The sequence below is a fragment of the Paraburkholderia sp. MM5496-R1 genome, assembly GCF_050436205.1.
GTDB classification, from domain to species: Bacteria; Pseudomonadota; Gammaproteobacteria; order Burkholderiales; family Burkholderiaceae; genus Paraburkholderia; species Paraburkholderia tuberum.
The window spans coordinates 1,465,470-1,479,051 of record NZ_JBNDLT010000002.1; the positions used below are offsets into that span (position 1 = coordinate 1,465,470).

General features: G+C 58.7%; 12 protein-coding genes and 3 pseudogenes. 2 read left to right on the forward strand and 13 right to left on the reverse strand.

Annotated elements, in window-relative coordinates; translation table 11 throughout:
* Nucleotides 1-459: 459 nt before the first annotated feature.
* The 5 genes and pseudogenes from phoU (OKW38_RS13650) to OKW38_RS13670 form a co-directional block, all read right to left on the reverse strand.
* Nucleotides 460-1,168, reverse strand: a pseudogene (gene phoU, locus OKW38_RS13650) (phosphate signaling complex protein PhoU).
* Nucleotides 1,169-1,664: 496 nt separating this feature from the next.
* Complete coding sequence (locus tag OKW38_RS13655; RefSeq protein WP_429361868.1) at nucleotides 1,665-2,000, reverse strand: hypothetical protein; 336 nt, start codon at nucleotides 1,998-2,000, stop codon at nucleotides 1,665-1,667.
* Between the two features lie 86 nt (nucleotides 2,001-2,086).
* Nucleotides 2,087-2,290, reverse strand: a complete 204-nt coding sequence (locus OKW38_RS13660; protein WP_429361869.1) for a cold-shock protein — start codon at nucleotides 2,288-2,290, stop codon at nucleotides 2,087-2,089.
* A 250-nt stretch (nucleotides 2,291-2,540) separates the two neighbouring features.
* On the reverse strand, nucleotides 2,541-3,281 hold the full coding sequence (locus OKW38_RS13665; protein ID WP_429361870.1) for a 3-ketoacyl-ACP reductase: 741 nt from the start codon (nucleotides 3,279-3,281) through the stop codon (nucleotides 2,541-2,543).
* Nucleotides 3,282-3,946: 665 nt separating this feature from the next.
* On the reverse strand, nucleotides 3,947-4,078 hold the full coding sequence (locus tag OKW38_RS13670; protein WP_429361871.1) for a hypothetical protein: 132 nt from the start codon (nucleotides 4,076-4,078) through the stop codon (nucleotides 3,947-3,949).
* 706 nt (nucleotides 4,079-4,784) lie between these two features.
* On the opposite strand from OKW38_RS13670, the gene phaP reads away from it, so the two are divergent.
* Nucleotides 4,785-5,222: a TIGR01841 family phasin gene (gene phaP / locus OKW38_RS13675; RefSeq protein ID WP_429361873.1), complete on the forward strand. Its 438-nt coding sequence runs from the start codon at nucleotides 4,785-4,787 to the stop codon at nucleotides 5,220-5,222.
* Nucleotides 5,223-6,006: 784 nt separating this feature from the next.
* Here phaP and OKW38_RS13680 read toward each other — a convergent pair.
* Nucleotides 6,007-6,390: a hypothetical protein gene (locus OKW38_RS13680; RefSeq protein WP_429361874.1), complete on the reverse strand. Its 384-nt coding sequence runs from the start codon at nucleotides 6,388-6,390 to the stop codon at nucleotides 6,007-6,009.
* A 349-nt stretch (nucleotides 6,391-6,739) separates the two neighbouring features.
* Between OKW38_RS13680 and phoU (OKW38_RS13685) the strand changes: the two are divergent.
* Nucleotides 6,740-7,447: pseudogene (phoU, locus tag OKW38_RS13685) on the forward strand (phosphate signaling complex protein PhoU).
* A gap of 42 nt (nucleotides 7,448-7,489) precedes the next feature.
* On the opposite strand, the pseudogene OKW38_RS13690 reads toward phoU (OKW38_RS13685), so the two are convergent.
* From OKW38_RS13690 to OKW38_RS13720, 7 genes and pseudogenes are all read right to left on the reverse strand, one after another.
* Nucleotides 7,490-7,795: pseudogene (locus tag OKW38_RS13690) on the reverse strand (alkaline phosphatase family protein); the annotation flags it as partial.
* The gene (locus OKW38_RS13695) at nucleotides 7,705-7,944 is read right to left on the reverse strand and encodes an alkaline phosphatase family protein (RefSeq protein WP_429361875.1); all 240 of its coding nucleotides are present in this window, start codon (nucleotides 7,942-7,944) and stop codon (nucleotides 7,705-7,707) included. The pseudogene OKW38_RS13690 and the gene OKW38_RS13695, both read right to left, overlap by 91 nt.
* A 14-nt stretch (nucleotides 7,945-7,958) precedes the next feature.
* A complete protein-coding gene (locus OKW38_RS13700; protein WP_429361876.1) occupies nucleotides 7,959-8,228 on the reverse strand; it encodes a DUF1488 family protein in 270 nt (89 codons plus the stop codon).
* 294 nt (nucleotides 8,229-8,522) lie between these two features.
* Nucleotides 8,523-8,681, reverse strand: coding sequence for a BPSL0761 family protein (locus OKW38_RS13705; RefSeq protein WP_429363745.1), 159 nt, complete (start codon nucleotides 8,679-8,681; stop codon nucleotides 8,523-8,525).
* A 327-nt stretch (nucleotides 8,682-9,008) separates the two neighbouring features.
* Nucleotides 9,009-9,278, reverse strand: coding sequence for a DUF1488 family protein (locus OKW38_RS13710; protein WP_429361877.1), 270 nt, complete (start codon nucleotides 9,276-9,278; stop codon nucleotides 9,009-9,011).
* A 715-nt stretch (nucleotides 9,279-9,993) separates the two neighbouring features.
* Nucleotides 9,994-10,395 (reverse strand): transposase, encoded by a 402-nt coding sequence (locus OKW38_RS13715; RefSeq protein ID WP_429361878.1) that lies wholly within the window; start codon nucleotides 10,393-10,395, stop codon nucleotides 9,994-9,996.
* 697 nt (nucleotides 10,396-11,092) lie between these two features.
* On the reverse strand, nucleotides 11,093-12,865 hold the full coding sequence (locus tag OKW38_RS13720) for an SWIM zinc finger family protein (RefSeq protein WP_429361879.1): 1,773 nt from the start codon (nucleotides 12,863-12,865) through the stop codon (nucleotides 11,093-11,095).
* Between the last annotated feature and the right edge of the window lie 717 nt (nucleotides 12,866-13,582).

Consider the following 13,582-nt stretch of genomic DNA (forward strand, 5'->3'; position numbering starts at 1 on the left):
GAACCTCTGAAACCGCGTTGTCGCACGGCGCGGTAACGAGCTTGGCCACACTGCGATGTGGCCACCACCGGACAAGCCGTACCGATGGTGGCCACGATTCGGATGGAAGTACTCGCCTCGATGGAGGCGAGGCAGCGAAATCCGCTGGTAAAGGCAGAAAAAGCAAGAGCCCTTACACGCCGCAAAACGTTGATGTCGCAATCAACCGTCTTGAACGGGTCGTGCTCGGAAAACAGTCAGATTCGTTCTTCCCCAGAGCCTATTTGCATGAGCGAGTCATTCAGGCGTTCGCGACACCCGGACTCATCCAGTCCAACAGCAGCGACTGGAACGACTGCTTGAGCGCATCAGCGCTTCTGTGCCTTGAACCGCCGCCCCGGGGCGTCACCGCCTGTCCTATTGATGCCCCCACATTTCGACAATCAGACTGCTGCGGCGGCTGCATTTCCTGCTCGCGTCTTAACTACCCGAGGCGTCGCGCTCAAGCTGTGCTTGCGATACATGGGCGGACATCGGCACCCTTGACAGCGTAGACCACAAATTCGGCGATGTTCTTCGCGTGGTCGCCGATGCGTTCGATGGCCTTCGCTATGAACAGGTAGTCCAGTCCAATCGAGATGGTTCGAGGGTCTCCCGTCATGTATGTGACGAGCTTGCGCACGAATGCTCGAAACTCGTTATCGATGGCTTTGTCATCCCGGACAATCTGTGCGGCGGCCACCGCATCCATCCGCGCAAATGCATCCAGCGCTCTGCGCAGGAGGTGTAAGGCCATTTCGCCGGAGACCCTGATTTCTGCGATGTTGAGCTCTCGGGCAACGCCATCCCGATGGATTCGGCGCATACGCTTTACCAGCTTTCGCGCCTCGTCGCCCGCGCGCTCGAGGTTCGTAATGCACTTCGAAGTGGCCATCAGGAATCGCAGGTCACGAGCGGCGGGCTGTCGACGCGCAATGATTTGGCTGACTTCTTCGTCGATTGCGATTTCCATCGCATTGAGGCGACGTTCGCCCTCGAGGACGTTGTCCACGAGCGCCGGGTCGAAGTCGTTCAGAACCGCCAGCGCGTGTGCCGTCTGTGATTCCACGAGTCCGCCCATTTCGAGCAGCTTCGATGAAAGGAGGTCAAGGTCCGCCTCGAACCTGCTGGAAAGGTGCTTTTCCGACATGTTCGATTCTCCAAAAAAACGCCAGTGACGTCGTTGTCGTTGCCTGCCGTGTCCGCCTCGCGAAAATGCGTTCACTCGTCCCGGCGCCAGCGTCCCATTGCGGTCTAGTTCCACGTCGTCATAACAGGACAAAAACCGTATATACCGTTTCATCATACGCTTCGCATTTGAATGCAGACAACAACAAACGTTGCGTATCTAATGCACTTTATCCTCATCGCGCTCCGATGTACGTGCTCACAGACTTCGGAGGTCAGGCTACGGGTAACATGCTGACCTAGGCGGCCTTTCCTTTGTCATCTGCTCTACCGTCGGGGCGAGCCGTTCGTGCGCACGCCGAATGGTAGACGGTGGAAGTACACCTGCATCCAATTACGCCACCCGGGGACAATCGCAGCGCACTGGCACCGCTAGCTGCGAAGTCGCATCGCCGTTCCGTTGCCGTATTCACGGACGCTATCCGTCTCCCGCGACAACAGGGGCACGCCAGCGTCATTCACTCGTTGAAGAGGTCGCGGCACGGCCCGCCATATCGAACGTCGAGTGATGACTCGTCCTTGAAAACAAGTCGCTTTAGAATTCCGGAATCCTGAACTTTTTGAACCGCGTCCCGCTTCACGAAGACGCCTGGACGTTCATCGGGCAGAACCAGCTGCATCAGCGGACCGTACTTTTGCATGGCGTGGAAGAAGCTGGACTCCAATGAAGGTTCTATCACACCCAGCCAGTAAACCAGGGCTGCGCTGGGATTTTTGGCGTCGCGTTCGAGAAAGCGCAACGTCTTCCGGGTGGCGAGGCAGGACGAGGGTTCGGTATGCGGCACATCGTGCATGCGGGTCTCCAGCTGGTTGTCCGTACGTTTTGCGAAATGGACCGCATAACGGCCCATTCATCGCGACGCGGCGAGCGTCGGGCTTGTTACAGCGGCTTGATGTTGGCAGCCTGCTTGCCCTTCGACCCCTGCTTTACGTCGAAGCTGACCTTCTGACTCTCTTGCAATGATTTGAAGCCGCTGCCCTGAACCTCAGAGAAGTGGGCGAACAGGTCTTCTCCGCCGTCGTCCGGCGTGCTAAAGCCGAAGCCCTTGGCGTCGTTGAACCACTTTACTGTTCCGGTTGCCATATTCATTCCACAAAAGTTTGATGTCGCATTCGCGTTTGCTGGATTTCACAGCGCAGCGAATCAGGAGGAAGAGTCTTACCACGCTGACATTGTTTCTGCGCGTCACATCGGTCGTTAAGGTGTCGCGAATGGTCCTGTATTGAGCCGTCGATGTGCGTGCCGCAAAACGGCTTGCATCTCGTCGTCACTTCGACGGGAACGCGGGCCTGGACTGCTAGCGGCACGCGTAAAGCACGCGTCCATCGAGGTCTCAACCCATGTGGAGTCCACCGTTGAGCGAAAAATCAGCACCGGTCGCAAAGCCGGACTCATTGCTGGCGAGCCACGAGACAATTGAAGCAATTTCCGACGCCTCTCCGAGACGGCGCACCGGAATGCCCTGAATAATTGCGTCCAGTACTTCAGGACGCACCGCACGAACCATATCCGTGCCGATGTATCCGGGGGAAACCGTATTCACCGTGATGCCCTTCGTTGCCACTTCCTGGGCAAGCGACATCGTGAAGCCGTGAATGCCCGCCTTCGCAGTCGCATAGTTGGTCTGGCCAAACTGCCCTTTCTGCCCGTTCACCGACGAGATGTTGATGATTCGCCCCCACTCCCTGCCAACCATCCCCTCGATGACCTGCTTGGTGACATTGAAGAGGCTGGTCAGGTTCGTATCAATGACATCGTTCCAGTTCTCCATCGACATCTTGCGAAACGTCCCGTCCCGCGTAATGCCGGCATTGTTCACCAGCACGTCAATGTCACCGACCTCCTTCTTTACCTTGGCGAAGGCGGCTTCGGTCGATTCCCAGTCACCGACATTGCCCTCCGAGGCGATAAAGGAAAATCCAAGCTCGGCCTGCTTGGCCAGCCATCGTTCCCGTCTCGGAGAGTTGGGCCCGCATCCCGCCACAACGGTCAGCCCATCTGTGTAAAGCCGCTGGCATATCGCTGTTCCAATCCCACCCATACCACCGGTTACGTAAGCGATTCGCTTTGACATGTTCTACCCCCGGTTCTTGCTACGGTTAAAGGACCAACATACTTTTTCCTGGTAGCTAACCCGCGTTTCCGATGTGCGCGTCAGACGAGGCTTCTTTCCGCCGCGCCGTCCGATGGCAATCAAACAGCTTCAGCGGTTGCAGCCACCCCACCCCTCAGTGACGGGGCTACTCGCTGCTTTGGGGCGACGGGCTTCCGGGTAGACACAGGTCCGGGCGACGCGCCGGATGTCTGCTCTGGCAAGCGACCATGGTCGATAAAGTCGTGAAGCACCTTCACTGCCTCCGGCTTGCCGCGCTCCTCCAGTCTGCCGAGAAGGGCATGCGCGAACGCTTTCACGTCTTGAGGTCCGTAACATGCCTCGAACTGGAGAAGGGTTTCCCTAACCGCCGCGCGAATGCTGTGCTCGTACAGCATGCTCGCGATATGCGAAGCGCCTCTCGCCAGTTCTACCTCGCAACCAGTCAAGCGCCAGACGTCATCAGACGACCGTTTGCGTTTAGCTGCCTTCACATCGATACCCCGGTTTTGTGGCAAGCACATGCCGCGCCGACTTGCAAATGGCTGCTTGCGCGTCGTCGCGCGTTAGTCCGACCATGTTGACAAGGAAAAATAGGGATGCAAGGCACACCGACTCCATGGGCCGCCGGTGTCACGAAAGGCGGATTACGCGGCCTGATGCTTCCCGGTACAAAGCCAGTAAATGTCGAGATTCAGGACTGCGGCCAGACGCGTACAGACGTTGAGCGGCGGCGCGGTGATTCCATGCCGCCAGTAGTGCACGTCGTATTCGCTCACGTCCAGCCACCTCGCTGCGCGCGCTGAACTGATGCCAGCGCGCTTGAATCCCCGGTCGAGGCGCGCAGCCAGGGCGCGCCTGAGGCGGTCACTCTGGAGGCTGCGCTCGAGGTGGCCATTCATTGAATATCGATTCGTCATACTTAGCGGCTCTCAGGTCTCTAGTTTCTAGTTTTATGCAATTCGGCGCCGCTTGGGTGGCGGCGTCGAATGAAGCTACATGTTGGTCGTGACAGCGTTGTGACCTTGCTGCTGCGACTTTATTTCCTTGGAACAGACGCTTGCCTGCCACTCGTTTGCGTCACTATTTAACGGCGGCGGCATCGACGTCAAATGGAAAATAATCTGGTCCGTGCTGTCTGACTGGATAAACGCGAATCGCTGCCGCGCATGTTCAATCGGCAAAGGACCGCATCTTTTTTCCGCACTGCACTGTCAAGGCTGGGCGGTCGAGTGTGGCTGTGCGATGGTCCGATGTATACCTCGGGTTTTCACCTGGAGAACGTTTGCAGCCCAATGCAGACAAGGCGATGCCGCTGCGCTTGCGCTCGGCGGTGCTGCCCGATGGAACAAACAATTTGACATTCAGCCACCCGTCCCTAGAATGGAATTGCTGCATCGCACCAACCATTCCACTGGACTCGCAGGCCGTGAGGTCCAGTTGACTTTCAGGCTTTAGCCAGGTTTTCCTTCCGCGGAGTGAGTGATGAGCAGTCTTGCCCCCAAACAAATCTTTGCCGCCCAGAAAGCTGGTGTAGACATGACGTTTGCAGTCCTTAACGAGGTAGTGGACGGCGTTGCAAAGCTCGTCGAGCTGAACGTGCAGGCGGTCAAATCGATGCTCGCTGAAAATCAGGAAGTCCTGTCCACGGCGCTTTCGGCCAAGAAGCCACGCCAGCTGTTCCTGCAACAGGCAACCCAGACTACACCGGCCCTGGAGAAAGCACAGTCATACTGGCGCCACGTTCACGGAATCCTCTCCAGCACCGTGGCCGGGGTCACGTCGCTCGCAGAAGCGAGGTTGAAGCAGCGCCAGACCGGAAGCCGCGGGACAGCGAAACTGGCCGGCGATGTTACCGAAACCGATGACAGCGTTGCCGCGTCGAGCACGGGGGCGACGGCTGTACCAGCAGTCCTTGAGTAGCGCAGTGATGCTGAGGGGGTGAAGTGTTCTTTGGAGACCCTCTCATACGGGATTGTTCAGAGGGGCATTGCACACAGCGATTATCCCGAGACGCATGCGTTCGCCAGTTGTAAATTGACATAGCGGGACGCATGCGGGGGCGAAATTGTGTGGGGAGGCCATATGTCTACGAGGATGACGCGGTTCAACGAGGCGCGAGCCCTGGAGCGGGTCGCGAATGCTGCTCATGAAGTGCAAGCGGCGTCTGTCGCTCTACAGCAACACTTCTCACCCGATGGCGACGCACAGCCACCGATGCTTGAGCTAGTCAGATTCGAAGCAGCGATACTGGAACTCAGCACTGCCCGAGCCGATTTCGACGCCCTTTTTACTTTTGGACAGCTGTCGCCGACACCTGCCTGACCCCGTAGGCCGAAAGAGCCTGAACCAGACCGAATGGGTCGCAAGTTCCCAAAACTTTCCATTTGGAAGAACAATGGACCAATCGTGTTCAAAATAGAGCCCGCACTGCCATTATGGACGTTGTTTCCGGACTGGATGTAGTGATTGGGCCTCCTTGGGGACTGCAGCTGGTTCCAGCGAGCGCGCCCGACGGGATTGTTGGCAAAACGCAGGAGCAGGTTCTGGAGATGGCGACTAGCTTCAGCCACGGCAGCGCTCACGACCGAAATCGAGGGGCTATTGCGTTGCGGTGCTTTTCAACTGCGGCAAGGTGTATTCAGGCTGCGCCAGCGGCATTGGAGAAACATTTCGATGAGACGCACGCGGTAACGTCGCCGCAGCCTCAGCCAGTCTGAATCTTGCAGCCGGCCTTCCCGGTGACATTGCAAATCGCAAGCAGGTCTAGCCCGGTGTGATGCGCGACCAGCCACGGGATGCCCGAATAAGCGACTAGCGGGCGCCGTACCCTATATTCAAACATACCAGGTCCAATCCGCTTGAACAGCACGACGTCCGATGCATGTCGTATCGCGAAGCGCACGCTGACCAGGCCGAGCTGGGCCGCTCGAGGCATCGACAATGAACCATCGAACGAGTATTCAAAGGCCAAGTTTGACAGTACACAGTAGGCGACTGCAATAACCAGCACCGGCTTTCCCACTAGCCAACTGTAAGCACAAATCCTACGCGTCACTGAATTCTTCGGGGTTAGTGCGGTGACAGGCATCCGGTACTCCACCGTCTTTGCTTGCTAGCGATATTACTGGCATCACAATGCACGCGCCAACAAAGATGAGGAACAAGGCGGCAGGAAGATGCGACAGTCGGATGCTTGTGGCCTTTCGTCAGGCTATGCCGCAAGGGACAAACCAGGTCAGCCGCGCAGAATGCTCGGAATTTTACGGCGGCAATGATTCTGCATTATTGCGTTCGGTTAATTGCCGATATACGATAATACTGTATATATTGTTTTTGTTGCCGACCCGACGTCTCTATATGAGTTTGCGTTGCAACGTCGCCCGGACATTCCCGGCAACCGCGCCTGTATGACTGAATACGTTGCGTGAGGAGCGCCCATGCCGGACAAGCATCTTTCCACTTAGTTTGACGTTGACCTCAACCTGCTCTCGACGCGACTGCTCGAGACGGGCGGACTGGTCGAGTCGCAAGTTGAGCGCGTGCTCGGATTGATGAACACATATGATTCCGCCCTGGTCTTGCAGGTTCTCGACGACGAAAAGCGGCTCAACGTAATGGAGCTTGAACTCGACGAAGAGATTTGCAATGTCATTGCCCGTCGACAACCCGCTGCGCGTGACCTCCGGCTTCTGATGGCTGCCTCGAAGTGTGTTACCAACCTCGAACGGGCAGGTGATGAGGCTCGCAAGGTTGCGAAACGGCTTCGCCGAATTCATGAGAGCGGCGAGACAGGGCCCATCAATACGACGGAGCTAAGAAGGACCGGCGAGCTGGCCTTGATGATTCTGCGCAGGGCTCTCGATGCGTTCGCGCGGATGGATGCCGTGGCGGCCGCGCAGATTGTCCGCGACGACGGAGCAGTCGATAACTCGTTCCGGGCGTTCGGTCGCAGGCTGGTCATGCAGATGACGGAAGCTCCCCGGACAATTCCGGTTGGCCTGGAATACATGTTCATTGCGAAGGCCATTGAGCGTATCGGGGAACACGCTACCAATATCGCTGAGTTCGTTGTCTATGTGGTCAAAGGCCGGGATGTACGCCATGTACCCCTTGACCGGCTCGAGCACGCAGCCTTGGCCAACTGAAACCGAACGCGAACGTCCAACGTCCGCGAACCGTTCCGCATGCTACCGATGCGCGTAGAGCGGCAGGAATGGGTCTTTGGCAAGCGGCGCTCCGGCGCTCGACGGGCGGCCCGTTCCAACAGCGATAGGCGATGGGCGCGTTGGAATGTCCGGGCGCGCAGTCGGTAACGCCAGCATCTTCGAAAAGTCGGCGGCAGCACGCGCGCGGGCAGTGAGATTCAGCGAGCCGTTCAATCCGGGCACCTTATCGACAGTTTTCAATATCGACGTGTGGTCATATTGGGTATGGTCGATAGTCCCCGCCGGAACATACGGTGAAGTAACGAGAGCCGGGACACGCACACCGAGGCGGTCGAAAGGAAAGTTGTGCGTCTTGAGCCTCGGATTCTCGCTGGCGCCGGCGGCACACCTGGCGGAGGTCGCACGTGGTCGAAGAAGCCTCCGTGCTCGTCAAACACGATAGCGAACATGCTGCCGGGCCGGCTAATACAAGTCATCAACGACGACTACTCTACGCTGCGCGGAGGTCCGCGGCTGTCACGAGAATACGAGTAGCCCGCAACGCGCGGCCCTTTCTGTCCGCTGCCTCAAGTATCCGCTTTACTCCGCGCTCGAACGCTGAGACAAGCGTCGCGTCGTCGGATTCCCGTCGAAACAGGAAGTGTCGCTCCAGCGCGTCGCGAGTCACTGCGCACGCGATGTCGCGACCTTGTGACATCAGGGTGAACGTCAGCAGCCGTCCCCCGGCAAAAAACCCGGGGCGTCCTTTCATTGCAAGCATCTCATCCTCATCTTTACATCAGACTGCCAAAGCCCCCGAAAACGGGGGGCGCAGCGCCGTATTCACCGGTTAAGTTCCAGACCTTGGGTCTCGGCACCGTGACCAGAGCTTATCAAGAACAAAAATGCAGCGTGGCGTGGCCATGACTACGACGGCAAATGCTGCCGCAGGGACTGAGACAGTCCCCCCGAGCCGAAGCGCGACCCGGCCAATATTTTTTTGCGACGAGGCGAAGCGCAAAAGCCATTCAGCAAAAGCGTTGTGCGATTCCATGTCGTACCTCGTTCGGCAGCTTCAAGAGTCAGCGTCGAAGAACTTCGTAGCAAAGACTGTCGGCGCCTGCCTGGCGGCAATTTCGATGTCCATGTCATTTGGGTAGTGCTTCAATATGGTCGCCGCTTTTCCCCGCAAGGCCTCTATTTTCGCTGTTCCGGACGACAACTCCGAAAGCAGCCCGCGCCCGTCGGAGTGATAGGGTCCTTTCGTATGGCGTTGTCATGACTGTCTCGGCAGTTTCGTTATGTCAGCTGGCATGTGAGCAAGCGCTGATAACTGGCCGCAGCGAAGCTGGTTGACTATCAGCCTTCGCTCACTCTTACTCTCCTTGCCGAGCGAGCGTTGCGAACACGCGGGTCATTACAGCTCGAATGTTGCGAGCAGTGACAGCGCGGGCCGCTGCGGCACTCCCATAGAGAGCGGCACCTGCCCACCATCGGACAACCTGACTATGCGATGACCACAGGATGGAACTAGAGCCAAAGCCGTCGTGGGTTACCTTTTTTAGGTTGCACGCAGGTCCGCGGCCGTCACCAGAACGCGAGCGCCCCGCAATGCCCGACTCTTTCTGTCCGCTACCTCCAGTATTCGTCTGAGTCCGCGCTCGAAGGCTGCGACCAAAGTCGTGTCATCCGACTCCCGCCGCAATAGGAGATGTCGCTCCAGTGCATCGCGAGTTACCGCGCACGCGATGTCCCGACCTTGTGACATCAGGGTGAAGGTCAGCAGCCGTCCTTCGGCAAAAAACCCGGGACGTCCTTTCATTGCAAGCATCTCATCCTCAACTTCACATCAGATTACTACGCCCCGAATCAAGGGCCTTTCATGGTGTCAAGCGGTCACCCCAAACGCTGCCGTCCTGGAGTCCCTGTCTGGCCGCCAGCTGCTATTCAAGCGCGCAATCTCTACGGGTGATGCCAAACACAGGGGAGCCGGCGCCACGGTCGCTTGCCAATGCGGAAGAGAGTCGCGCGAGAACCTCGCGCGCGTAATGCACGTGCGCTGCGCGTAAGTGCATTCCCTCATCGAATGCGCTGATGAAGGCGTTTCGTCATTGGCCCTGGTTAAAGAGGTTCGCTTCCGCCCGAGTCGCCCGGCATAAAGCGCTCCGTCTGTAACCCCGACCAGGCCGCTTCTGCCGCCTGCGCCCCATCGTTGCGACGCTAACGCTAACGCTGATGACGATGACGATGACAACGCCGGCGCTGAGCGCCAGGCGGGAAAACTGTCGGGCTCCTTCGACGTCCTCAAACAGATGCGCGAGAAGGGGCTGTCGTCTTTAGGGCAGTCAAACATTTTCCGTGGTGCGCCCGGTAGATGCGATGACGGGCGAGACTTGACGCTTGGTGCAGAAGCACCAATGCAGGCGGCCCGCATTCTCGACTGCCGTATCGGACATCTGCAAACCGGTCGACGGAGTGCATAGACCATGGTGCGTGGTGCAGCACCTTCCGGGCGGTCGTCGTCGATAGGGTTGGCGACAGCTCGGTCAGGCCATTGCCGCCGGCACACGCCAGGATTCCGGATTGGTCCAGAACGCGCCGCGGATGCGCTCGGGGCGCGGCGGTGCCGGTGGCTTTGCAGCCGTTGCGCCAATTCGGCCACGCAGCGAAATTTTGCGACCGCTCGTACCGAGCCGTTTGACTATTTCGGCAAGCGTGCCGTCGGCTTGCCACTCTTCAAAGCGGCGGCGGCAGGTCGGCGGCGACGGATAGCGGCCCGGCAGCCTGGTCCAACCTTCTCCCGACGCCAGAACCCACAACACGCCATTGGCAACCGCACGAGCTTCCGCGCGAGGCCGGCCGCGTCGTTCAGTGGTTGCGGGCTGAGCATCGAACAAAGCCTCAACCAGCGCCCACTCGTTGTCTGTCAAATCGTCGAACACGTTCATGTCTTGCCTTTGCTAAGCGAACTACAATGCGCTGCCCCGCGCTGCGCACCTTCTTTCTATTCGCACTCAAATTCGAGCGCTCGGCGGTCGGGCTAGTCACGGCAGTTGCTGTGCTGCCGAGCCATAGCGGCCAACCTATGCACAGGAAAAGCAGGAATCGTGCCACTTCTTCTGTAAGCGCCTCACAATCAAAATTCGGAAGGGTCAGGTCAGAACGAGCGGTAACCATGCACCTCTTGGAGAACAAAATTGCGTTTCGGAAATCGAGTCACGCACCAAATGTGTGCGACAAAGCCTTGTAGACTAGGCAGTCTTGAGGGCTTTGGCGAACGACCGGACGGGATATCGCATCGGTCAGCGTGCCGTTCAAATAATCGCTTGGTCACACGGCGCGACAACAGCGCACCCTTTCATAGTGGGGTATTCCTCTCGAGGGGCTGAACGGTAAATTCCTCGCTTGGCTTCTGCGAGGTACCGCTGACGAGTCGTTGCTTCGACGTGATGAGGCCGGACATGGCACCAAGGCGTTGCGGATGGATGCGTGGACGTCGATGCAGTTGTTGCCTGTGCCACCCATCCAGCAGCAATATGAGATTGCGAACTTCCTCGAAACAAAGACTCGCAGGATTGATGCACTACGGATGCCGACGGCGACGACGCTGTACTGCTATCGGCCCGTCAAAGCCTGACGTCGACTTCAGGACAGTTTGGCGAGCAGCTTGATGAAGTTGCGCTTCGCACGATACGCTGCCCGAATCGCTTCCAGTTCGCTGGTGAACTCCGCACGTTCATCCAGCCTTGCCCGCAGCATGCCGATGGCCCGCACAATTTCGAAGGCCTCGTCATATCGGGCGTTGCGCGAGCCGTTCTCGGCAGCGACCGGCAGCAGGCGGTGATAAAGAGCGATGGCGTCGTGCGGATGGGTTTTGCCGCGGACAGACGCCATCTCAGGCCACAGCTGGGTTGCGACCGGACCTCCGGTGAACGTTTCCCAAGCGACGTCGTTCTCTTTCCCGGCCAGAAAAACCCTGACCAGTTCGGTCCGCGTCGCGCGCTGCCAGACACTGCGTTTCGATTTTGCGACCGACTCCTCTTCGCTGACCAGCGCCCAAAGATGCCTGAGAGCACGCTCCCGGGTTTCGTCATGCCTGCCGGTGGCCGTAGCGACCTTCATCAAGGTGGGAAACGCCTCGGCCGTCGGGTGCATCTCGAAACGGCGCCACGCGAACGCATCGGCCTTGTCGAATTCGCTGCGACGCAGATACGCATCAATGCAGAAGTCGAGCAGGCGCTGGTCAAAGCTCTTGCCGGATTCCTTGATGCCGCGCTCGGCCCACACGAGCCCCTCGTCCGGGCGACCGTGCTTCACACAAAGCTCCGCCACCAGCAGAAAGCGGTACGGACTCGAGAGGTCCTTCGAGCGAATACGAATCAACGTATCCACATCTCCGTCGAGTTCGGCCAGGGCCTCCATCGCGTGTTCGAGCTGCATGCGCGGCGAGTCGTATGACCGTCGATATTCCTTGCCCGGTGCGAGCGCGGGCAGTGCTTCCCAGGCCTCGTTGACGAGTTCGCGATAGCGGCTCAACCCGTTCTTGCCCAATGGCTCCGCATAGGCCGGAAGGACGTTGTAGAACGTGTCCCACTTGCCTTCTGTCTGGAAGCGGAAGAGTCGCTCGGCAAGCTTCACCGGGTCGGGGCCCGTCAACGTGCAGGCATCGAGGTGAACAGACGCCAGCTCGAAGATGGCCGGCATTACGTCCCCACCGGAGTCGTCAATCTGTTCGAGGCTCTTTTCCGCGCCCGCAATCGCCAGCTCCGAAAGTTCGACCACCTGTGCGGCGTGTGGCCCGGCAAGCCTCTGACGCAACATGTCGGCCAGCGACATCAGGCCATCGCCGTATGCACCAGACTCGCGCCAGTCCAGCGGACGGGAAATGCGTGTCGCCTGCCTGACGGCGGCCTTCATGCCGGGCAAATCGGATGCCCCCGCGGCACGCGCAGCGAACAGCAGCTTGTCGCGCAGCGTCAGGTCGCGTTCGACGGCGTCCATCAATAATTCCTGAAGCTCATCCTTGCCCAGTGTCGCCACGTATTCGCGAATCACTTCTTCGAAGGTTTTCCGCTTTTTGCGTGGGGTCCCCGGCGCCGGTTCTTCGGCGTGAAACACTTCTTCACCGGAATTTTCGAGCCAGGAGAGCGCAACGGCGACAGCGTGCTTGCAGAAAACGCCATCATCGCCCACCGGACAGTTGCATTCATACGCGAGCTCGCCATCGTCGACGGCGAGTTCAACCCGGTAGCGGTGCGTGCCGCGCACGGTGGCGCGAACAGCTTCGTCGCGCTCATCCAGGCGGGAAACGACGCCATCGTGAAAATAGGCCTTGCCGCGCGCAAAGGTTTTCGTGTCGGCGAGCGACTGGACTTCAGCAAGAGTGAGAACCTCGGAAAGCTTTGCAGACTGGGACATCGGGTGACCGGTGAAAAACGGATAATGCCGCGACGGGCGGCGTACAGACACGATGATACGGCGATGAGCAAGGAGGCGCCCGATTCCGAGCGTATGGGTTGGGCGGCACGCGTGCCCGGCGGCGCGTCGACAAAACACGAATCCAGGCTTTCCCCTCGATGGCCCGGTATCGGCTTATTGGCTTGAACACCTGGCCGGAAATCCCGAAACGTCTGCCCGCCAATGCGCGACGCACCGTGTATTCGCTCGCATATTTCGCCGAGGTGAACCCGATGGCGTTCGTCTCGCGGCTCACATCGTACGCGATATGGACCGCCGCTACCGCTCTTCCTGATTTGTCGATGGTTGCGTGGTTCTCGCCTACGCCATGATGGGCGATGGTGATGGGAGATTTTCGTCGGGACGGTCCCAGACGACTATCAGATTCGACGGCGAGGAAAGAAATCTCACCCGTTGGTTCCAGAAATCTCAACCGATGCTTCTCAGGGTCGAAGAAGCCTTGTCTGGCGGGGTCAAAAATCTCGAATTATGGGTCTCGCTACACCCGGCCCTGAGCACGCGGTATCCTTCCCGTTCGACCAGCAGCCGAAGCGGACGCAGAATATTCGGTCGTCATCGACGAGCAGGACGGTCGCCAATCTAGGGGGCCGCGTTTAAATCGAAAAGATAACAATGGAGCCGCACACGCCTCTGACCTTCACCTTGCTTTCGGAGGCG

Bases quoted from the DNA above. Each gene is read 5' to 3' on its own strand.
- OKW38_RS13710 (WP_429361877.1), bottom strand. From the start codon at position 9,278: ATGCTTGCAATGAAAGGACGTCCCGGGTTTTTTGCCGAAGGACGGCTG.
- OKW38_RS13655 (WP_429361868.1), bottom strand. From the start codon at position 2,000: ATGCACGATGTGCCGCATACCGAACCCTCGTCCTGCCTCGCCACCCGG.
- OKW38_RS13680 (WP_429361874.1), bottom strand. From the start codon at position 6,390: ATGCCTGTCACCGCACTAACCCCGAAGAATTCAGTGACGCGTAGGATT.
- OKW38_RS13660 (WP_429361869.1), bottom strand. From the start codon at position 2,290: ATGGCAACCGGAACAGTAAAGTGGTTCAACGACGCCAAGGGCTTCGGC.
- OKW38_RS13665 (WP_429361870.1), bottom strand. From the start codon at position 3,281: ATGTCAAAGCGAATCGCTTACGTAACCGGTGGTATGGGTGGGATTGGA.
- OKW38_RS13695 (WP_429361875.1), bottom strand. From the start codon at position 7,944: ATGACTTGTATTAGCCGGCCCGGCAGCATGTTCGCTATCGTGTTTGAC.
- phaP (WP_429361873.1), top strand. From the start codon at position 4,785: ATGAGCAGTCTTGCCCCCAAACAAATCTTTGCCGCCCAGAAAGCTGGT.
- OKW38_RS13715 (WP_429361878.1), bottom strand. From the start codon at position 10,395: ATGAACGTGTTCGACGATTTGACAGACAACGAGTGGGCGCTGGTTGAG.
- OKW38_RS13700 (WP_429361876.1), bottom strand. From the start codon at position 8,228: ATGCTTGCAATGAAAGGACGCCCCGGGTTTTTTGCCGGGGGACGGCTG.
- OKW38_RS13720 (WP_429361879.1), bottom strand. From the start codon at position 12,865: ATGTCCCAGTCTGCAAAGCTTTCCGAGGTTCTCACTCTTGCTGAAGTC.